The organism is Streptomyces sp. NPDC059909, from assembly GCF_042730885.1.
Lineage (GTDB): Bacteria > Actinomycetota > Actinomycetes > Streptomycetales > Streptomycetaceae > Streptomyces.
Window position 1 is genome coordinate 105,593 of record NZ_JBHWKX010000018.1, and the last position, 18,768, is coordinate 124,360.

The following is an 18,768-nucleotide window of genomic DNA, read 5'->3' on the forward strand; positions in this document are numbered from 1 at the left end:
TTCTGAAGACCAGTGAACGGGCCCGTTCCCCTTTGTGGGGGGCGGGCCCGTTCCGCTGAAAGGGATATGAGACGTGAGCGATGACGTGAGGCCCGGCTTCGTGCGGGTGCGGCTGGACCTGTCGTACGACGGCAAGGACTTCTCCGGCTGGGCCAGGCAGACCCGGGGGCAGCGGACCGTACAGGGCGAGATCGAGGACGCGATCCGTACGGTGACCCGGTCATCGGAGACGTACGAACTGACGGTCGCCGGCCGTACGGACGCCGGTGTGCACGCCCGGGGCCAGGTCGCCCACGTCGATCTGCCGCAGGAGCTGTGGGACGAGCACCGCGACAAGCTTCTGCGCCGGCTCGCCGGGCGGCTCTCGCACGATGTCCGGGTGTGGAAGGCCGAGGAGGCCCCGGCGGGCTTCAACGCGCGCTTCTCCGCCGTCTGGCGGCGGTACGCCTACCGCGTCACCGACCACCCCGGCGGCGTCGACCCGCTGCTGCGCGGCCATGTGCTGTGGCACGACTGGCCGTTGGACGTGGATGCCATGAACGCGGCTGCCGAACGGCTGCTGGGGGAGCACGACTTCGCGGCGTACTGCAAGAAGCGCGAGGGCGCCACGACCATCCGCACGCTGCAGGAGCTGCGCTGGGAGCGCGGCGAGGAAGGGATCCTCACCGCGACCGTGAAGGCCGACGCCTTCTGCCACAACATGGTGCGCTCGCTGGTGGGCGCGATGCTGTTCGTCGGGGACGGGCACCGGCCGGTGGACTGGCCGGGGAAGGTGCTGGCCGCGGGGGTACGGGACTCGGCCGTGCACGTCGTACGGCCGCACGGGCTCACGCTGGAGGAAGTCGGCTACCCCGCGGACGAGTTGCTGGCCGCCAGGAACCTGGAGGCCCGCAACAAGCGGTCGCTGCCGGGCTCACCCACCGGCGGGAGCGGTGGCTGCTGCTGACGCCTGCATCTCGCCGCGCGCGACGATCTGACGGAACGTGAACTCCGCCAGGTCGTCGCCCGGCTGGAACGCCCTGGTGTCGCCCTTGGTGACGGACTTTCCGTTGAGGTAGCCGGTCGCCGTGAAGTAGGCGTACCGGCCGTAGGAGTTGCCCACGAAGCGGCAGACCGGGCCGCCCTTGCAGAAGCCGGCCACGCCCGAGCCGGAGAGCGGGGCGATGTTGCGGGCCGACCGCTTGACGGCCGCCTGGGCCTGAGCCTCCGTCGGGAAGACGGCGACACCGATGGTGACGGCCACCCCGTCCCTGGTGTACGTGGCGCGGAAGACCTGGTCACAGCCGTTGGCGGTCAGGGCCGCGCCGAGCGAACCCTGGGTGGCCGAGGCGCAGTTGCCCGTACGGGCGGTCGGGCCCTTGGCGTACACGCGGTCGCCCATCGTCAGCTTCTTGCCCGGGAAGAGGGTGTCGGCGCTGAGCAGTGCCGTGTCCTTCTTCTCGTTGGAGATGAAGTCCTTGGGGTTGGGCGGGGGAGGCGGCGCCACGGACGAGAACGAGGGCTCGGGCCGGCCCGTCTCGTTCGGCAGATCGGGAGCCGTGGGCAGATCACCGGCGTTCTTGCCGGGGTCGCCGCCGTCCTTGTTCATCGAGACGACGGCCGTGGCCACGATCGCGGCGATCGCCGCCGTCGCCAGCGCACCACCGCCGATGAGCAGCCACTTCTTGCGACGAGCGCGCGCCGCGGACGCCTCCGCGAGGGCGGCCCAGTCGGGCGTCTGCGACGGCTGTGTGTGCTGGTGCGGCTCCTGTGGCCACTGCGGTCCCCCAAAGCTCATGCCGCGCATCCTAAACCGGTTGGGCGGGAGCGTGTCCGGCAGTGAGAATGCCCGTCATGGGACATCTCGAGGCCGGACATCTGGAGTACTACCTGCCGGACGGGCGGCCGCTGCTGGGCGACGTCTCCTTCCGGGTGGGGGAGGGGGCGGTGGTCGCCCTCGTCGGCGCGAACGGCGCGGGCAAGACCACGCTGCTCCGGCTGCTCTCCGGGGAGCTCAAGCCGCACGGCGGGACCGTGTCGGGGAGCGGCGGGCTCGGGGTGATGCAGCAGTTCGTGGGCTCGGTGCGGGACGAACGCACGGTCCGGGATCTGCTGGTCTCGGTGGCCCAGCCGCGGATCCGCGCGGCGGCGCAGGCGGTCGACGAGGCCGAGCACCTGATCATGACGGTCGACGACGAGGCCGCGCAGATGCGGTACGCGCAGGCGCTGAGCGACTGGGCCGAGGTGCAGGGGTACGAGGCCGAGACGGTCTGGGACATGTGCACCATGGCCGCGCTCGGGGTCTCGTACGAGAAGGCGCAGTGGCGGCTCGTGAGGACGCTGTCGGGCGGTGAGCAGAAGCGCCTGGTGCTGGAGGCGCTGCTGCGCGGGCCCGACGAGGTGCTGCTGCTCGACGAGCCGGACAACTATCTGGACGTCCCGGGCAAGCGGTGGCTGGAGGAGCGGCTGCGTGAGACCCGTAAGACCGTGCTGTTCGTCTCGCACGACCGGGAGCTGCTGTCGCGGGCCGCTCAGAAGATCGTGGCGGTGGAGCCGGGCCCGTCGGGCAGCACGGTGTGGGTGCACGGCGGCGGCTTCGACACGTTCCACGAGGCCCGGCGCGAGCGGTTCGCCCGGTTCGAGGAGCTGAAGCGGCGCTGGGACGAGGAGCACGCGCGGCTGAAGGCACTGGTCCACAAGCTGCGGCAGCAGGCGGCGATCAGCCCCGACATGGCGTCGCGGTACCGGGCGATGCAGACGCGGTTCAGGAAGTTCGAGGAGGCGGGCCCGCCGCCGGAGCCGCCGCGCGAGCAGGACATCCGGATGCGGCTGCGGGGCGGGCGGACGGGCGTGCGGGCGGTGACCTGCTCCGGACTGGAGCTGTCCGGCCTGATGAAGCCGTTCGACCTGGAGGTCTTCTACGGGGAGCGGGTAGCGGTGCTCGGGTCCAACGGCTCGGGCAAGTCCCACTTCCTGCGACTGCTGGCCGGCGAGGACGTGGCACACACGGGCGAGTGGAAGCTGGGGGCGCGGGTCGTGCCCGGCCACTTCGCGCAGACCCACGCCCACCCGGAGCTGATGGGCCGCACCCTCGTCGACATCCTCTGGACGGAGCACGCCAAGGACCGGGGCGGGGCGATGAGCGCGCTGCGGCGGTACGAGCTGGAGCGGCAGGGCGACCAGACGTTCGACCGCCTGTCGGGCGGCCAGCAGGCACGCTTCCAGATCCTGCTGCTGGAGCTGCGCGGGACGACGGCGCTGCTGCTGGACGAGCCCACGGACAACCTGGACCTGGAGTCGGCCGAGGCGCTGCAGGAGGGGCTCGAGGCGTACGAGGGCACCGTCCTGGCCGTGACGCACGACCGCTGGTTCGCGAAGTCCTTCGACCGCTATCTGGTCTTCGGTGCGGACGGCCGCGTACGGGAGACCGCGGAGCCCGTGTGGGACGAGCGCCGGGTGGAACGGGCGCGGTAGCCCCCGGCGAGGTGCGGCCCGGGAGCCGGGCCCGCGTCCTGCCGCATCCGCCCCGGGCGGGCGCCACGGGTGGCGGGGGGTGGGGCGTTTTGACCCGCACGGGTGGCCGACGGTATTCTTCTGGTTCGTTATGCGTATTGGCTTGCTCTATCTCACGTGAGGGGCCCTTACGCCGGTCCACCGGGCCGATGACCAGCGGCATGCACTCGGGTTGCGTCCCCGATGTGCGGCCAAGGCTGTCGTGATCGTCCGGGTGGCCTTGTCAGGACCCACTCACTGAAGAAGCGAAGGCTACGACCGTGCGTACGTACAGCCCCAAGCCCGGCGATGTCACCCGCCAGTGGCACGTCATCGATGCCCAGGACATCGTCCTGGGTCGTCTGGCGACCACTGCCGCCACCCTTCTGCGGGGCAAGCACAAGCCGATCTACGCGCCGCACGTTGACGCTGGTGACTTCGTCATCATCATCAACGCCGAGAAGGTGCACCTGTCCGGCAACAAGCGGACCCAGAAGATGGCGTACCGCCACTCCGGCTACCCGGGTGGTCTGCGTTCCGTCCGCTACGACGAGCTCCTCGAGAAGAACCCCGAGAAGGCCATCGAGAAGGCCGTCAAGGGCATGCTCCCCAAGAACTCCCTGGGCCGTCAGATGCTCTCGAAGCTGAAGGTCTACGCGGGCGAGAACCACCCGCACGCTGCTCAGCAGCCGGTCCCGTTCGAGATCACCCAGGTCGCGCAGTAAGTCCGGCCACCCCCTAAGACAAGAGAATTCTGAGGAGAATCGTGGCCGACGAGACCACCACCGAAGTTCCGCTCGAGGGCGAAGAGACCTACGCCGAGGTCACCACCTTCGAGTCCGAGACCCCCGTCGAGGGCGAGTACACCAGCGAGTCGCTCGCGTCCCGCTTCGGCGAGCCGCAGCCGGCCGCCGGCCTGGGCCGCCGCAAGAACGCCATCGCCCGCGTCCGGATCGTTCCGGGCACCGGCAAGTGGAAGATCAACGGTCGCACCCTTGAGGACTACTTCCCCAACAAGGTGCACCAGCAGGAAGTCAACGAGCCCTTCAAGGTGCTCGAGCTCGACAACCGCTACGACGTCATCGCCCGTATCTCGGGTGGCGGCGTCTCCGGCCAGGCCGGCGCCCTGCGCCTGGGCGTGGCCCGCGCGCTGAACGAGGCGGACGTGGACAACAACCGCGGCCCGCTGAAGAAGGCCGGCTTCCTGAGCCGCGACGACCGTGCGGTCGAGCGCAAGAAGGCCGGTCTGAAGAAGGCCCGCAAGGCGCCGCAGTACAGCAAGCGCTAATCCCGCCTGCTTGCCACATACGGCATTCGTTCGCCCCGGCGGCACTCCGTGCTGCCGGGGCGTTCCGTTTATCTCGCACCTGGGGCGACCCCCCGGGGTGACGCAGCTCGATGCCTCGGGCGTATAAACACAGGAAAACGTTACGAGGCCCCTCGTTTTCGGAGCATTTTCGGAGGACACCAGTGGGACGACTCTTCGGCACGGACGGTGTGCGCGGTGTCGCCAACGCGGATCTGACGGCGGAGCTCGCGCTCGGTCTGTCGGTCGCGGCGGCGCACGTGCTCGCCGAGGCGGGCACGTTCGAGGGCCATCGGCCGACGGCGGTGGTCGGGCGTGATCCCCGTGCGTCCGGGGAGTTCCTGGAGGCCGCCGTGGTGGCGGGTCTCGCGAGCGCGGGCGTGGACGTCCTGCGCGTCGGTGTGCTGCCCACCCCCGCGGTGGCGTACCTCACCGGCGTGCTGGGCGCCGACCTCGGCGTGATGCTCTCGGCCAGCCACAACGCCATGCCCGACAACGGCATCAAGTTCTTCGCGCGCGGCGGCCACAAGCTGGCCGACGAGCTGGAGGACCGTATCGAGGCCGTGTACGAGGAGCACCGCACCGGCGCGCCGTGGGACCGGCCGACAGGGGCCGGCGTCGGCCGCGTACGGGACTACGACGAGGGCTTCGACAAGTACGTCGCCCATCTGATCGCGGTCCTGCCGAACCGGCTCGACGGGCTCAAGGTCGTCCTCGACGAGGCGCACGGTGCCGCGGCCCGGGTCTCGCCCGAGGCGTTCGCCCGGGCGGGCGCGGAGGTCGTGACGATCGGCGCGGAGCCGGACGGCCTCAACATCAACGAGAACTGCGGGTCGACCCACCTGGACCTGCTGAAGGCAGCGGTCGTCGAGCACGGCGCGGACTTCGGCATCGCCCACGACGGTGACGCCGACCGCTGCCTCGCCGTGGACGCGGCGGGCAACGAGGTCGACGGCGACCAGATCCTGGCCGTGCTGGCCCTGGCCATGCGCGAGGCGGGCACGCTGCGGGGGAACACGGTCGTCGCGACCGTCATGTCGAACCTCGGCTTCAAGCTGGCGATGGAGCGCGAGGGCGTGCAGCTCGTGCAGACGGCCGTCGGCGACCGCTACGTCCTGGAGGCCATGAAGGCCCAGGGCTACGCGCTCGGCGGCGAGCAGTCCGGCCACGTCATCGTCCTCGACCACGCGACCACGGGTGACGGCACGCTGACCGGTCTGATGCTGGCGGCGCGGGTCGTGGCGACGGGACGCTCGCTGGCGGAGCTGGCCGGTGTGATGGACCGCCTGCCGCAGGTCCTGATCAATGTCCCGGACGTCGACAAGTCGCGCGTCGCGACGTCGGACGAGCTGGCCGCGGCGGTCGCCGACGCGGAGCACGAGCTCGGCTCCACGGGCCGGGTGCTGCTGCGCCCGTCCGGCACCGAGCCTCTCGTCCGCGTGATGGTCGAGGCCGCGGACATCGACCAGGCGCGGTCGGTGGCGGGGCGGCTGGCGGATGCGGTGAAGTCGGCGCTGGGCTGAGTCCGCGCAGGGAGTGTCCCCCTGCGGTACCCCCTGGCGGCGTGCGCTGCGGGGTCCTGTCCCGGCGGCCGGGCCCCGCGGGGGCCGGCCGGCCCGGTGCCTTGACGGCGTCCGGTGTGTCCGGCGTCTGCAGGCCGGTGGGGGTGCCTCGGGGTCGGCCGTTCGGGCTAGTCGCGCGTGTGGCGCGGCGGGGGTCGCCGGCGGGCCTCGTACGTTCGGTTCGTATGACGGACGTATCCAGGGACCGGCCCAGCCGGCGCGCCGCGCTCGCCGGGCTCGTGGGTGGGGCTGGGGCCGTGATGGTCGCCGGGTGTACGCGGTCGGACGCGGCGCCCACATCCAGCCCGAGCCCCACGGCGTCGGCCCCCGCCGGCGCGGGTCCGACGCCCGGAGCGATGACGCTCTTCAAGGACCCGGCGTTCAACTTCAGCGTGCTCCTCGCGCTCGGCGGGTCCGGCTTCGGCGCCGCTGAGGTCGGTGAGGTGCTCACCGCCGTGAACGCGGTCAACAAGGCCGGCCTCTCCTCGCAGACGTACGTCGAGACCTTCAGGAAGCTCGGCGACCAGCTGATGGAGGCGCCCGAGGACAGCAAGCCCGACGACCAGACCACGCGCTTCCGCGCGCTGCGGGCCGCGCAGTACTACGGCCAGGCGCTGTTCTTCGTCCTGGGCTCCGACGACCCGGGCAGCGAGGAGCAGCTGTACAAGGCCGGGCGCGGCGCCTGGGACAAGTTCTGCGATCTGTGCGACCCGGCACCGGTGACGGCGAACGTCCCGTACGGGAAGACCCCGCTGCCGGTGTGGTTCTTCCGGCCGGACGAATCCGGTGAGCGGCGTCCCACCGTGATCCTCACGAACGGCAGCGACGGACAGAACGTCGACATGTGGACCTACGGCGTCGCGGCCGCTCTGGACCGCGGCTGGAACGCTCTCGTCTACGACGGGCCCGGCCAGGGACAGCTGCTCTTCGTGGACCAGGTGGTCTTCACACCGACCTGGGAGAAGGTCGTCACCCCGCTCGTCGACTGGCTGGCCGCCCGCTCGGACGTGGACACCGGCAAGATCGCCCTGACCGGGCTGAGCATGGCAGGCGACCTGGCACCCCGGGCCGCGGCCTTCGAGAGCAGGATCGCCGCTCTGGTGGCGATGCCCGGCTGCGTGGATCCCTGGTTGGGTTTCCCTCCGGAGATCCGGGAGATCCTCACGCCGAGCAAGCAGGAGACGAACGACATCTGGAACAAGGAGGTCGTCCCCGAGCTGCCTCCGGCCGATGCCGCGACGATGAAGAAGCGCATCGAGCCCTTCTCGATCCCGGCGATGCTCGCCGCCAGACAGGGCAAGATGTTCACCGACTTCTGGACGCCGGCCAAACTCATCGAGTCGCTGAGGATCACGGACGTCGTCGGCCGCATCAAGGCGCCCACGCTGGTTCTCGACTACGACTACGAGCAGTTCTATCCCGGTCAGCCGCGCCAGATGTTCGACGAGCTGACCGCCCCCAAGGACTACGTGAAGCTCACCACCGCCCAGGGCGCGCAACTGCACTGCTCCCCGATGGCCCCGCAGCTGCACTGCGAGGTCGTCTTCGACTGGTTGCAGGAGACGCTGTCAGGCCGCTGACTTCCTCGCCGTACGCCGCCGCTGGTTCTTCCACAGCCACTTCTGGGTGAACAGCGTGAGCGTCCCGGCGAGGATGATGCCGAGCAGATTGAGCAGCAGCTGCTCGCTGGAGCCCCAGGCCTGGCCGTACTCGCTGTAGCTCAGGGCCACCGCCGCGTTCGCCGCCGCCGGGACCGTCGTCACCGAGATCGCCACGCCGACCAGGGCGCCCGATTTGGCCGAGGTCAGCGAGAGGGTGCCGGCGATGCCCGCGAGGACGGCGACGACGAAGGAGAACTCGTCGGGGGCGTAGATGAAGGCGGTGTTGGGCCGGTCCGCCTCCAGCATCGAGCGCTCGAAGAGGCCGATGCCGTTCATGAAGTAGCTGAAGCCGACCGTGAGCAGCATCGCCGCGGCGAAGCCCACGATCAGCGCCACCAGCGAGCGCCACGCCAGCCGCGGCAGGCGCTGCACCACTGCCGTGCAGAACCCGGCGAGCGGCCCGAACTCCGGGCCGACGGCCATCGCGCCGACGATGAGGATCGCGTTGTCGAGCACCACACCGCACGCGGCGATCATCGTCGCCAGCGTCAGGAACGCGATGTAGGTGACGGAGAGCGTCGACTCCTCGTGGGTCGCGTCGGTCAGCTGCTCCCACAGCACCGCGTCCGCGCCCTCGCCCGGAGCCTCGTCCTCAGCCTTGTCGGCGCGCTTGGAGAGCGACAGGTCGATGTTCTCGACGGCGATGGAGCCGTCCCGGTCCAGGCCGAGCTCCCGGAGGCGGCCGATCAGCTCGTCACCGGCCTCGCGTGCCACGTCGCACAGCACCAGATCGCCCGACGGGTTGCGGGCGGCGCCCGTCACCACGGCGAGGTGGGTCGTACCGACCGTCTTCTCGACCGTCCGGACGACCTCGTCGGTGCGGTCCGTCGGGACGATCAGGCGCAGGTGCAGCACGCGGCGCTCCTCAGAGTTTGCGAAGGGACAGGCGCTGGACCTTGTGGTCGGGGCCCTTGCGCACGACCAGGGTGGCACGTCCGCGGGTCGGGGCGACGTTCTCCAGCAGATTGACCCCGTTGATCGTGCGCCACATCGTGCGGGCGTAGTCGAGCGCCTCCTCCTCCGACACCTGGGTGTACTTCCGGAAGTACGAGGACGGGTCCTGGAAGGCCGTCTCGCGGAGTTTGCGGAAGCGGTTGAGGTACCAGCGCTCGATGTCCTCGGGCCGCGCGTCGACGTACACGGAGAAGTCGAAGTAGTCGGCGAGACCGACGCGGGTGCGGCCGTCCTTGCCGGGGAGCGCGGGCTGGAGGACGTTGAGGCCCTCGACGATGAGGATGTCGGGGCGGCGGACGGTGAGGCGCTCGCCGGGCACGATGTCGTAGATGAGGTGCGAGTAGACGGGGGCGGTGACCTCGTCCTTGCCGGCCTTGATGTCGGCGACGAAGCGGGTCAGCGCGCGCCGGTCGTACGACTCGGGGAAGCCTTTCCGCGACATCAGGCCGCGGTCCTGGAGCTCCTCCATGGGGTACAGGAACCCGTCGGTGGTGACGAGTTCGACGCGCGGGTGCTCGGGCCAGCGGGCCAGCAGGGCCTGGAGCAGACGGGCGACCGTGGACTTGCCGACGGCGACGGAGCCGGCCACGCCTATGACGAAGGGCGTGCCGCGCTGGGTGCCGTGCCCGTTGCCCGCGTCGCCCAGGAAGGTGTTGAGCGCGCCGCGGAGATCGGCGGTGGCGCCGACGTACAGATTGAGCAGCCGGGAGAGCGGCAGGTAGATGTCCCGCACCTCGTCGAGGTCGATGACGTCACCGAGCCCGCGCAGCTGCTCGACCTCGCTTGCGGTCAGCGGGAGCGGGGTCTTGTCGCGGAGGGCGCTCCACTCCTGACGGGTGAGGTCGACGTAGGGGGACGTCTCTGTCCTGTCGGGCCTGCGGCTTCGTGGCGGCGAAGTGATCACATGCTCATTGTCGGTCCAGGCCGCACGGAGTGCGGCGTGGCGTCGCTCACGCCGGGGGGCGTCTGCGGACACGCCGGACAGGAATGCCGGTGGCGTACGTCACAGTCGCGGGTGGACGGGACGGTCGGCCGGGACAGCCGCCCCCGGGTCCGGGGCGGCGCGCGGTGCACGCCGTAGGCTGCGGCCATGTGCGGAATCGTGGGTTATGTGGGAGCGCAGTCCGCGCTCGATGTCGTGATCGCGGGGCTCAAGCGGCTCGAATACCGGGGGTACGACTCGGCGGGCGTCGCCGTGCTCGCCGACGGCGGGCTGGCCGCGGCCAAGAAGGCGGGCAAGCTCCTGAACCTGGAGAAGGAGCTGGTCGACCGGCCGCTGCCGAGCGGTTCGACGGGCATCGGGCACACCCGGTGGGCCACCCACGGCGGGCCGACCGACGCCAACGCGCATCCGCATCTGGACAACGCCGGGCGCGTGGCCGTCGTCCACAACGGCATCATCGAGAACTTCGCTGCGCTGCGGGCCGAGTTGGCCGAGCGCGGGCACGATCTCGCGTCCGAGACCGACACCGAGGTCGTCGCGCATCTGCTCGCCGAGGAGTTCTCGTCCTGCGGCGAGCTGGCGGAGGCGATGCGGCTGGTGTGCCGGCGCCTGGAGGGCGCGTTCACACTGGTCGCGGTGCACGCGGACGAGCCGGACGTGGTCGTGGGGGCCCGCCGCAACTCGCCGCTGGTGGTCGGGGTGGGGGAGGGGGAGGCCTTCCTGGCATCGGACGTTGCGGCGTTCATCGCGTACACGCGGTCGGCGATCGAGCTGGGGCAGGACCAGGTGGTCGAGCTGCGGCGCGACGCCGTCACGGTGACCGACTTCGACGGCGCGCCCGCCGACGTGCGGACGTACCACGTGGACTGGGACGCCTCCGCCGCGGAGAAGGGCGGCTACGACTACTTCATGCTCAAGGAGATCGCCGAGCAGCCGAAGGCGGTCGCCGACACGCTGCTCGGACGGATCGACGCGAGCGGGTCCCTGACGCTGGACGAGGTGCGGATTCCGGCCGCGGTGCTGCGGGAGGCGCACAAGGTGGTGATCGTGGCGTGCGGCACGGCCTTCCACGCGGGGATGATCGCCAAGTACGCGATCGAGCACTGGACGCGCATTCCGTGCGAGGTGGAGCTGGCGAGCGAGTTCCGCTACCGGGACCCGATCCTCGACCACCGGACGCTCGTGATCGCGATCTCGCAGTCCGGCGAGACCATGGACACGCTGATGGCGCTGCGGCACGCGCGGGAGCAGGGCGCGAAGGTCCTGGCCATCTGCAACACCAACGGGTCGACGATTCCGCGGGAGTCCGACGCGGTGCTGTACACCCATGCCGGCCCCGAGGTCGCCGTCGCGTCGACGAAGGCGTTCCTGACGCAGCTGGTGGCGTGCTATCTGGTGGCGCTGTACCTGGGGCAGGTGCGGGGCACCAAGTGGGGCGACGAGATCCAGGCGGTCGTCCGCGAGCTGTCGAAGATCGCGGACGAGGTCGACCGGGTCCTGGAGACGATGGAGCCGGTGCGGGAGCTGGCCCGCTCCCTCGCGGACAAGAACACCGTGCTCTTCCTGGGGCGGCACGTGGGGTATCCGGTCGCCCTCGAGGGAGCGCTGAAGCTCAAGGAGCTGGCCTACATGCACGCGGAGGGCTTCGCGGCCGGTGAGCTCAAGCACGGTCCGATCGCGCTGATCGAGGAGGACCTTCCGGTGGTGGTGATCGTGCCGTCGCCGCGGAGCCGGTCCGTCCTCCACGACAAGATCGTGTCGAACATCCAGGAGATCCGGGCGCGGGGAGCGCGGACGATCGTCATCGCCGAGGAGGGCGACGAGGCGGTGGCCCCGTACGCGGACCATCTGATCCGGATCCCGGCGACGCCCGCGCTGCTGCAGCCGCTGGTCGCGACGGTGCCGCTGCAGGTGTTCGCGTGCGAGCTGGCGACGGCCCGGGGCAACGAGGTGGACCAGCCGCGCAACCTGGCGAAGTCGGTCACCGTCGAATGATCATCGGGGTGGGGATCGACGTCGCCGAGATCGACCGGTTCGACGATGCGCTGCGGCGGACGCCGGCGCTGGCGGACCGGCTGTTCCTCGCGAGCGAGCTGCACCTCCCGAGCGGGGAGCGGCGGGGAGTCGCCTCGCTCGCGGTCCGCTTCGCCGCGAAGGAGGCGGTCGCGAAGGCGCTGGGCGCGCCGGCCGGGCTGCTCTGGACGGACTGCGAGGTGTACGTCGAGGAGTCCGGGCAGCCGCGGCTGCGGGTCCGGGGGACGGTGGCGGCGGCTGCGGAGGCACGGGGGGTGCGGTCCTGGCACGTCTCGCTCAGCCATGACGCGGGCGTGGCGTCGGCGGTGGTGATCGCGGAGGGGTGACGCTGCCTCCGGCGGCGTTGCGGGGGTGGGGGGGGGGGGGGGGGGGGGGGGGGGCCGGACGGACTCCCCCACCACCCCCCAACAAAACCCCCACCCCCCCCCCCCCCACCAACTGGACGACCCCCTGCACTTTCTTCGGAGGGCCCCCCCGCGCTTGAATCCTGTGCCCCGCCTGGCACTTCTCAATCACCCTTTCCCCGCCCTCTGCGGACTGCCCAGGCAGCGAAAGCGGTGAGCGCGGCCGTGATCAAGCTGGCGGGAAGCTGGGTGAGCAGGCCCTGGGCCATCAGGTTCAGCGCTGTGTCGAGCACTCATTCTCCTCGGTGAGTTCTGATTGGTCTCACCAGGCTGGAACCCCTGAATTGGCGGTTGACGTGTGCTGACGTTTATCCACAACTCACGACGCCCACGTACGAGTTCGGACGCGGTAGGTTGGCCGCTGGACGCAATCGGACAGTTCTGGACGCGCACGGGGGACGACTCATGCCCAGACTCACGGCACCGTTGTTGGTCCCAGGACCTCGCAAGCGCCTGAGCGATGAACTGCACACTCTGCATCGGCGTGCCGGATGGCCATCGGTACGCGAGTTGGCTAAGGAGCTCGGTCACGGAGTGGCCAGTTCAAGTCGCATCCATGACGCCTTTACTAAGCCGCGGTTGCCTGGCTGGGGCCTCGTGGAGGTCCTCGTAGCTGAACTTGCGAGGCGGGTGCCGGGCGGCAAAGAGTCGATGGAGGAGGTGACGCGGTTCCATAGCCTCTGGGAAGCGGCTGCTGCCGCTGATCTCGCCCCAGCCTCGTCCGCTGAAACAGCTGTCCTCAACAGTCCGGCGGACTCCACAGCGGTCGGAGACGCTCTCGTGAAGGACCAGAACCTGCGGGGCCGTGACGACACCGAGGGCGCCCGCAGTCAGGGCACCTCAGAAACGGGTCCGCGCCCCCGTCCTGCTGATCCTTTCCACGGCGCTGCAACAGAACTTCTGCCGAAGGCCTTCATGGGGGAACCAATCGACCGCTTCGACGGGCTGGCGCACGCCCTCGTCCAAGCCCTCGATCAATGGGCGCAGGAAGTCGCCAAAGTCACTGATGATGACAAGTCGCCCAGCCGCCTAGGCTTGATCAACCTGCTGGAAGACGATGCAAATGAGCTACTGAGACTCCACAACAAGACCCGCAAGAAGATCGATGGCCCCTTGCTGACCTACTGGCTCAAGGGCCGCAACCAACTGCTTGCCGGTAGCAAAAGGAATCGGCTTCCCAGCGAGGAGGACAGTGCCGCGATCGCACGCGTCCTCAAGCAGAAGGCACCTCGATGCGCCGCACGACTGCCCAAGATCAGCGCAGAAATCGCGGTTCTCTCAAGCCGCCTGGGAGACGCGGACCCACAGTGGCGGGACAAGGTCCTCTCCCGTCTCACGGCATCCTCCTGATCGTGCAGGGCACCTACGAGGGCCTGGCGGCGGCGGCGCGGGCCCGCGGGGAACGGATCGTCCGGCCACCCCCCGCCATGACGGAGGAACAGGTCCGGCACGCTCGCGGACTGCTGACCGATCCGGAGAACACGATCACTGAACCGCCCCGGGTTCGGTAGAGATCTCAGATTGTGGTTGTGACCTGGGGTTTCGCGGATTCCATGTAGTGGTTGGCCTCGTACTCGACGGGCGGGACGTGGCCTATCTCACCGTGGAGTCGGCGGTGGCAGTACCAGTCGACCCACTCGGCGGTGGCGAGCTCGACCTGGGAGAGCCCCTTCCAGGGCCGGCCGGGTTTGATCAACTCGGTCTTGAACAGGCCGATCGTCGATTCCATCAGGGCGTTGGCATTTACCGTCGAATGCGCTCGATCCCCGCGTTGACGATGGATGCGTGCGGTTGATCCATCCGTTTCATCCCCGGTGCGGTGAGGCTTTCGAGTTCCTCGAGCGGCTCAACTCGTGGCGCGGAGATGTGGTGTTGGTCCTGGACAGGCAGGGCCGAAGGTGTTCGTTCCCGCTGGAGTGGACCGATATGGCGCCGGTGGACGCGTTCGTCGCGACGGCCCGCGGCAGTTGTCCGTATCGGACCGGGGATCTGATCGAGTTGGCGGATCTGGTGGCCGGGCTGCTGTCTGGCAGCCGGAACGGTGTCGGGGAGATGACGCCGTGATCGTCGTGGGATTGAGGCCGCTGCCGGGGGCGCTCGCAGGTGCCGCTGGGGGCGTGCGGAGGTTCGGGATGGTCTGTGACCTGCTTCTTCCGCTTCTCTGCTCGGCCTTCGCGCTCTTGGCCCCGGTGGTGGGCGGTCTGATTCTGGGGACATCGGGATCGACGGGGAGGCGCGATGAACCAGCCGGCAGGCAAGAAGGCTGCACTGAAGGAGTTCCGGGCGCTCAATCCGCGGCCCGAAGCCGTGACCGACGAGGACTTCGCCGCTTGTCCGTTCCTGGACCCGGACGATGTGGTCCAGGTCAAGTACGAGATGGTGCGACGGGTGAGGGTGGACAAGATCCCTGTGGCCCAGGCCGCTGCGGCCTTCGGGTTCTGCCGGCAGAGCTTCTATGTGATCGCCGCCGCGCTGGACGCGGGCGGGCCGGCCGCGCTGGTGCCGGGCAAGCCCGGCCCGAAGGGACCGCGCAAGCTCACCGAGGAGGTCATGGAGTTCATCGAACAACTCCGGGCCGGCGATGCCTCGGTGCGGCCGGCCCAGCTGGCGGAAGCGGTCCTGGAACGGTTCGGGATCACCGTTCATCCGCGGTCGGTGGAGAAAGCCCTGGCCAGGCGGCGCGAGCCACGCTCTGCGGAGGAAGCCCATCACCGCTGGTGAGACGGTGTCCCGGGCAGGTGGGGCCGAAATGGCCCGCCGGTATGAGGACCTGCGGGCCGCGGTCCTCGGCGGTGCCGATGGGGGATCCCGGCACGGCTGGGCGGTGCTGGCCCGCTCCGGCATGGCTGCCTGGATCAAGGCAGTTGCCCCCATCCCCGTGCCGTCGCAGGCCGTTCGGTATCGGCCGACGGCGCCGGTCGCAGTGGCCGGCGAGTTGGTGGAGGTGCTGGCGCGCATGGCATGGACGGCGGCCGGAGGCTGCCGCAGCGGATGACCACAACGACGCGGCGAGGAGGGTGCGGTGAGTATCGAGCAGACCGGCAAGGTCACGGCGGATCATCTGCGGCGGGACGCGTATCTGTATGTGCGCCAGTCCTCGCTCAAGCAGGTCGTCAACAACAGCGAGTCCACCCAGCGGCAGTACGCCCTGCGCGGCCGGGCCGTCGCACTGGGCTGGGAAGACGCCCAGATCATCGTGATCGACTCCGACCAGGGCCGCTCCGGGGCCTCGAGTGCGGGCCGGGACGGCTTCCAGCACCTGGTCGCCGAGGTCTCCATGGGACACGCCGGGATCGTCCTCGGGCTCGAGGTGTCCCGCCTGGCCCGCAACAACACCGACTGGCACCGACTGCTGGAGATCTGTGCCCTGTCCGGGACACTGATCCTGGACGAGGACGGACTATACGATCCGCGGACCTTCAACGACCGGCTCGTGCTGGGCATGAAAGGCACCATGTCGGAGGCCGAACTCCACCTGCTGGCAGCCCGGTTGCGGGGCGGGCAGCTGGCCAAGGCCCGCCGCGGCGAGCTGAAGCAGGGCCTGCCGGTCGGCTATGTCCACGACTATGCCGACCGGATCGTCAAGGACCCCGACACTTCGGTGCGGGCCGTCGTCGAACACGTCCTGGACCTCTTCGCGGCGACCGGCTCGGCCCGCCAGGTCGTCAAGGCCTTCGCCGCCGACCGCCTCACCTTCCCCTCCCGCATCTGCACCGGCCCCCGCAAGGGCGAGCTGGTCTGGGGCCCGCTCAAGCACTGGCAGGTCCTCAACCTCCTCCACAACCCGCTCTATGCAGGGGCGTTCTGCTACGGACGGCGCAAGGTCGAGCGCAGTGCGGACGGCAGGACCCACATCCGGCTGCTGCCCCGCGAGCAGTGGGACACCCTCATCCAAGATCACCACGAGGGCTATGTGACCTTCGCCCGATGGGAGACGAACCAACAGGCACTCGCCGCGCAGGCCGCCTCCCGCGGCCTGGAGCGGACCGCGACCGCACCGCGCGAGGGGTCCGCACTGCTGCAGGGCCTGGTGCTCTGCGGCCGCTGCGGCAGGCGCATGACCATCGCCTATCACCTGCGGCAAGGCCGCGAAGTCTCCGACTACCGGTGCATGACCCACGCCATCCAAAACGGCGGTAAGGTCTGCCAGCGCATCCCCGGCCCCGGCATCGAACAGGCCGTCGCCGACCTGCTCCTGAAAGAACTGACCCCGCTCGCCGTCGAGGCAGCCCTGAAGGTCACCGACCGCCTTGCCGCCCAGGCCGCCGAGGCCGACCGGCTCCGCTCCACCCACCTCCAACGCGCTCAGCACCGCGCCGACCTGGCCAAACGACGCTATCTTGCGGTCGATCCGGACAACCGACTGGTCGCCGACAGCCTGGAAGCGGACTGGAACGCGGCCCTGCGCGAGGTCGCCGCCGCCCGCAAGGACATCGAACGCGCCCGCACTGAAGCCGAACCCGTCAACGCGGCGCTGCGGGAGAAGCTGGCCCACCTGGCCGGCGACGTGCACCGGCTCTGGCACGATCCGGGCACCCCGATGCGGGAACGCAAACGCATCGCCCGCCTGCTGATCACGGACGTCACCCTCATCAAGGCCGAACGGATCACCGTCCAGGTCCGGTTGTCCGGCGGCCGGCACCACACCCTCGACCTGTCTCTCCCGCTGGGCGGCGGGAAACTGTGGCAGACCCCGAGGCCCGTCGTCGCCGCCATCGACACCCTCCTCGAGGACCACACCGATGCGGAGATCGCCGACATCCTCAACCAGCGTGGCCTGACCAGCGGCAAGGGGCTGTCCTTCCACCGCCTCCTGGTCCGCGACATCCGCCAGGACTACCAGCTCACAAGCCGTTTCGACCGGCTGCGGGACCGTGGCCTGCTGACCGCCTACGAACTCGCCGAACTCCTCGGCGTCAGCGTCCCCACCGTCTGGAAGTGGCACCGGGCCGGACTGATCGAGGGCGAGAAGTACAACGACAAGAACGCCTGTCTCTACCCACACCCGGGGCCCAAGCCGCCCCGCGTCCAGCAAGGCGTACGCCTCGACCACCGCCGACCAGCAACAACGACCCCAAAGCGAACCCGATAGGAGAAGAGGAGCAGTGTGATGACAAGTGCTTGTCGTAGGCGTCGCCGACCGAGCCGATCGATGCCGCGATCCCTGCTCGGTCCAGATGCTCGGCAAGCGCGAACGATGTGTACTGCGACCCCGCGTCCGAGTGATGTATCAACTCGCCCTGCGAATGCGGGAATCCGTCCCGGTCGCGTTGCCACAGCGCCATCTCCAGGGCGTCCAGGACGAGCCTGGTCTCCTTGGAGGTGGAGGCCGACCAGCCGACGATGCGCCGGGAGAAGGTGTCCACGACGAACGCGACGTAGATGACCCCGCTCCAGGTGGCGACGTGCGTGAAGTCGGCGACCCAGCAGCGGTTGGGGGCACTGGCGACGAAGTCGCGGTCGAGGAGGTCCGGGGCCCGCTCGGCGGCCGGATCGGGGATCGTCGTGATCACCTTCCTGCCGCGGACGGCGCCGGTGATACCGAGCTCGCGCATGAGGCGCTCGACGGTGCAGCGGGCCACGGCATGCCCCTGCCGGTTCAACTCACGCCAGATCTTCCGGGCCCCGTAGACACGGTAGTTGGATGTGTAGACCTCCTGGATCCGCTCCTTGAGTTCCTCATCGCGCAGGGAACGGGCGGAAGGAGTCTCGAGGCGTTTTTTGTGGGCGTAGTACGTGGAAGGGGCGACCTTGCAGTCGTGCTCGGTGAGCGTCCTGCAGATCGGCTCGACGCCGCCGAAGCGGTCCCGGTGCTCGTCGATGAACGCTACGAGCGTGTGTGTGGCCGGTCGAGCTCGGCCGCGAAGAAACTTGCCGCGGCCTTCAGGATCTCGTTGGCCCGCTTCAGTTCGGCGTTCTCCTTCTTCAATGCCTTGAGCTGGGCGGACTCCTCAGTCGTCGTCCCCGTTCGCGTCCCCGCGTCGATCTCGTGCTGCTTCACCCAGTTCCGCAGCGTCTCGCGGGAGCCGATGCCGAGCTTCTCGGTCACCGCCTGCAAAGCGGCCGTCTCGTTCGGGTGATCGTCGCGCACCTCGGCGACCATGCGCACCGCACGACGGCGGAGCTCAAGCGGGTAACGGGAAGGTCGTGCCATGACTCGATCCTTTCATGAAATCGAGTCTCCATTCGAGCCGGGGCGATTCACACCTCGATTGCCAAGCTCCTGGGCGTCTCGCGGACGACGCTCTACAAGTACGTGCCGGAGCTGGCGGCGGGCCGGGACTCCCTCGACAACATCGACCCTCGAAGGCTCCGACGCTCAATCACGTCGAACCCTTAGCTTGGCGTTTAACCCCGTTGTGTTTGGTGTTCCTTGATCGATTCGGCGCGTTTGATTGTTTTGCCGACGTCGTGGCGCTTGGCACGCTGCTTG

Annotated in this window: 20 protein-coding genes and 1 pseudogene; 15 read left to right on the forward strand and 6 right to left on the reverse strand. The window is 69.5% G+C overall.

Annotated features, from left to right (window positions below; translation table 11 throughout):
* The first annotated feature begins 73 nt into the window (after window positions 1–73).
* Window positions 74–946 (forward strand): tRNA pseudouridine(38-40) synthase TruA, encoded by an 873-nt coding sequence (gene truA / locus ACFV9O_RS15390; protein WP_385417378.1) that lies wholly within the window; start codon window positions 74–76, stop codon window positions 944–946.
* On the opposite strand, the gene ACFV9O_RS15395 is transcribed toward truA, so the two are convergent.
* On the reverse strand, window positions 914–1,777 hold the full coding sequence (locus tag ACFV9O_RS15395) for a hypothetical protein (protein ID WP_385417381.1): 864 nt from the start codon (window positions 1,775–1,777) through the stop codon (window positions 914–916). The genes truA and ACFV9O_RS15395 overlap by 33 nt on opposite strands.
* 56 nt (window positions 1,778–1,833) lie before the next feature.
* Between ACFV9O_RS15395 and ACFV9O_RS15400 the strand changes: the two genes are divergently transcribed.
* From ACFV9O_RS15400 to ACFV9O_RS15420, 5 genes are all read left to right on the forward strand, one after another.
* Window positions 1,834–3,453, forward strand: a complete 1,620-nt coding sequence (locus tag ACFV9O_RS15400) for an ABC-F family ATP-binding cassette domain-containing protein (RefSeq protein ID WP_385417383.1) — start codon at window positions 1,834–1,836, stop codon at window positions 3,451–3,453.
* A gap of 299 nt (window positions 3,454–3,752) precedes the next feature.
* Window positions 3,753–4,196, forward strand: coding sequence for a 50S ribosomal protein L13 (gene rplM, locus ACFV9O_RS15405; protein WP_385417386.1), 444 nt, complete (start codon window positions 3,753–3,755; stop codon window positions 4,194–4,196).
* Between the two features lie 41 nt (window positions 4,197–4,237).
* On the forward strand, window positions 4,238–4,759 hold the full coding sequence (gene rpsI / locus ACFV9O_RS15410; protein ID WP_351226519.1) for a 30S ribosomal protein S9: 522 nt from the start codon (window positions 4,238–4,240) through the stop codon (window positions 4,757–4,759).
* Window positions 4,760–4,941: 182 nt separating this feature from the next.
* Entirely contained in the window at window positions 4,942–6,300 is a 1,359-nt protein-coding gene (glmM, locus tag ACFV9O_RS15415) for a phosphoglucosamine mutase (protein ID WP_385417390.1), read from the forward strand.
* A gap of 224 nt (window positions 6,301–6,524) precedes the next feature.
* Window positions 6,525–7,919 (forward strand): alpha/beta hydrolase family protein, encoded by a 1,395-nt coding sequence (locus tag ACFV9O_RS15420; protein WP_385417393.1) that lies wholly within the window; start codon window positions 6,525–6,527, stop codon window positions 7,917–7,919.
* On the opposite strand, the gene ACFV9O_RS15425 is transcribed toward ACFV9O_RS15420, so the two are convergent.
* Together ACFV9O_RS15425 and coaA are read right to left on the reverse strand one after the other, a co-directional pair.
* On the reverse strand, window positions 7,908–8,855 hold the full coding sequence (locus ACFV9O_RS15425; protein ID WP_385417395.1) for a DUF389 domain-containing protein: 948 nt from the start codon (window positions 8,853–8,855) through the stop codon (window positions 7,908–7,910). The two genes, ACFV9O_RS15420 and ACFV9O_RS15425, sit on opposite strands and share 12 nt — an antisense overlap.
* Before the next feature lie 10 nt (window positions 8,856–8,865).
* On the reverse strand, window positions 8,866–9,858 hold the full coding sequence (gene coaA, locus ACFV9O_RS15430; protein WP_385417396.1) for a type I pantothenate kinase: 993 nt from the start codon (window positions 9,856–9,858) through the stop codon (window positions 8,866–8,868).
* Window positions 9,859–10,044: 186 nt separating this feature from the next.
* Here coaA and glmS point away from each other — a divergent pair, with 186 nt between their 5' ends.
* The 4 genes from glmS (at window position 10,045) to ACFV9O_RS15450 (ending at window position 13,846) form a co-directional block, all read left to right on the forward strand.
* A complete protein-coding gene (gene glmS, locus ACFV9O_RS15435) occupies window positions 10,045–11,892 on the forward strand; it encodes a glutamine--fructose-6-phosphate transaminase (isomerizing) (protein WP_385417399.1) in 1,848 nt (615 codons plus the stop codon).
* Window positions 11,889–12,257: a holo-ACP synthase gene (locus tag ACFV9O_RS15440; protein WP_385417402.1), complete on the forward strand. Its 369-nt coding sequence runs from the start codon at window positions 11,889–11,891 to the stop codon at window positions 12,255–12,257. Before glmS ends, ACFV9O_RS15440 begins: the two co-directional genes overlap by 4 nt.
* A gap of 858 nt (window positions 12,258–13,115) precedes the next feature.
* The gene (locus ACFV9O_RS15445) at window positions 13,116–13,685 is read left to right on the forward strand and encodes a hypothetical protein (RefSeq protein WP_385417405.1); all 570 of its coding nucleotides are present in this window, start codon (window positions 13,116–13,118) and stop codon (window positions 13,683–13,685) included.
* Between the two features lie 2 nt (window positions 13,686–13,687).
* Window positions 13,688–13,846, forward strand: a complete 159-nt coding sequence (locus ACFV9O_RS15450; protein WP_385417408.1) for a hypothetical protein — start codon at window positions 13,688–13,690, stop codon at window positions 13,844–13,846.
* 5 nt (window positions 13,847–13,851) lie between these two features.
* Here the strand turns inward: ACFV9O_RS15450 and ACFV9O_RS15455 are convergent, their stop codons facing one another.
* Window positions 13,852–14,118: an integrase core domain-containing protein gene (locus ACFV9O_RS15455; RefSeq protein ID WP_385417432.1), complete on the reverse strand. Its 267-nt coding sequence runs from the start codon at window positions 14,116–14,118 to the stop codon at window positions 13,852–13,854.
* Window positions 14,119–14,120: 2 nt separating this feature from the next.
* Between ACFV9O_RS15455 and ACFV9O_RS15460 the strand changes: the two genes are divergently transcribed.
* From ACFV9O_RS15460 to ACFV9O_RS15475, 4 genes are all read left to right on the forward strand, one after another.
* A complete protein-coding gene (locus tag ACFV9O_RS15460) occupies window positions 14,121–14,399 on the forward strand; it encodes a DUF5372 family protein (protein WP_385417411.1) in 279 nt (92 codons plus the stop codon).
* Between the two features lie 174 nt (window positions 14,400–14,573).
* Window positions 14,574–15,056 (forward strand): transposase, encoded by a 483-nt coding sequence (locus ACFV9O_RS15465; protein ID WP_385417413.1) that lies wholly within the window; start codon window positions 14,574–14,576, stop codon window positions 15,054–15,056.
* A gap of 28 nt (window positions 15,057–15,084) precedes the next feature.
* The gene (locus tag ACFV9O_RS15470) at window positions 15,085–15,330 is read left to right on the forward strand and encodes a hypothetical protein (protein ID WP_385417414.1); all 246 of its coding nucleotides are present in this window, start codon (window positions 15,085–15,087) and stop codon (window positions 15,328–15,330) included.
* Between the two features lie 27 nt (window positions 15,331–15,357).
* The gene (locus ACFV9O_RS15475; RefSeq protein WP_385417417.1) at window positions 15,358–17,427 is read left to right on the forward strand and encodes a recombinase family protein; all 2,070 of its coding nucleotides are present in this window, start codon (window positions 15,358–15,360) and stop codon (window positions 17,425–17,427) included.
* A 52-nt stretch (window positions 17,428–17,479) separates the two neighbouring features.
* On the opposite strand, the pseudogene ACFV9O_RS15480 reads toward ACFV9O_RS15475, so the two are convergent.
* Window positions 17,480–18,265 (reverse strand): annotated as a pseudogene (locus ACFV9O_RS15480) (IS3 family transposase); the annotation flags it as partial.
* Window positions 18,163–18,489 carry a transposase gene (locus tag ACFV9O_RS15485; RefSeq protein ID WP_385417420.1) on the reverse strand — a complete coding sequence of 109 codons (327 nt, stop codon included), beginning with the start codon at window positions 18,487–18,489 and terminating at the stop codon, window positions 18,163–18,165. The gene ACFV9O_RS15485 and the pseudogene ACFV9O_RS15480, both read right to left, overlap by 103 nt.
* Window positions 18,490–18,534: 45 nt before the next feature.
* Between ACFV9O_RS15485 and ACFV9O_RS15490 the strand changes: the two genes are divergently transcribed.
* The gene (locus ACFV9O_RS15490; RefSeq protein WP_385417435.1) at window positions 18,535–18,675 is read left to right on the forward strand and encodes a helix-turn-helix domain-containing protein; all 141 of its coding nucleotides are present in this window, start codon (window positions 18,535–18,537) and stop codon (window positions 18,673–18,675) included.
* The last annotated feature ends 93 nt before the right edge of the window (window positions 18,676–18,768 follow it).

What these genes read in the sequence shown, in the direction of transcription:
- ACFV9O_RS15395 (WP_385417381.1), bottom strand. Translation starts at nt 1,777, where the DNA reads ATGAGCTTTGGGGGACCGCAGTGGCCACAGGAGCCGCACCAGCACACA.
- ACFV9O_RS15400 (WP_385417383.1), top strand. Translation starts at nt 1,834, where the DNA reads ATGGGACATCTCGAGGCCGGACATCTGGAGTACTACCTGCCGGACGGG.
- ACFV9O_RS15420 (WP_385417393.1), top strand. Translation starts at nt 6,525, where the DNA reads ATGACGGACGTATCCAGGGACCGGCCCAGCCGGCGCGCCGCGCTCGCC.
- glmS (WP_385417399.1), top strand. Translation starts at nt 10,045, where the DNA reads ATGTGCGGAATCGTGGGTTATGTGGGAGCGCAGTCCGCGCTCGATGTC.
- ACFV9O_RS15440 (WP_385417402.1), top strand. Translation starts at nt 11,889, where the DNA reads ATGATCATCGGGGTGGGGATCGACGTCGCCGAGATCGACCGGTTCGAC.
- ACFV9O_RS15465 (WP_385417413.1), top strand. Translation starts at nt 14,574, where the DNA reads ATGAACCAGCCGGCAGGCAAGAAGGCTGCACTGAAGGAGTTCCGGGCG.
- ACFV9O_RS15470 (WP_385417414.1), top strand. Translation starts at nt 15,085, where the DNA reads ATGGCCCGCCGGTATGAGGACCTGCGGGCCGCGGTCCTCGGCGGTGCC.
- ACFV9O_RS15485 (WP_385417420.1), bottom strand. Translation starts at nt 18,489, where the DNA reads ATGGCACGACCTTCCCGTTACCCGCTTGAGCTCCGCCGTCGTGCGGTG.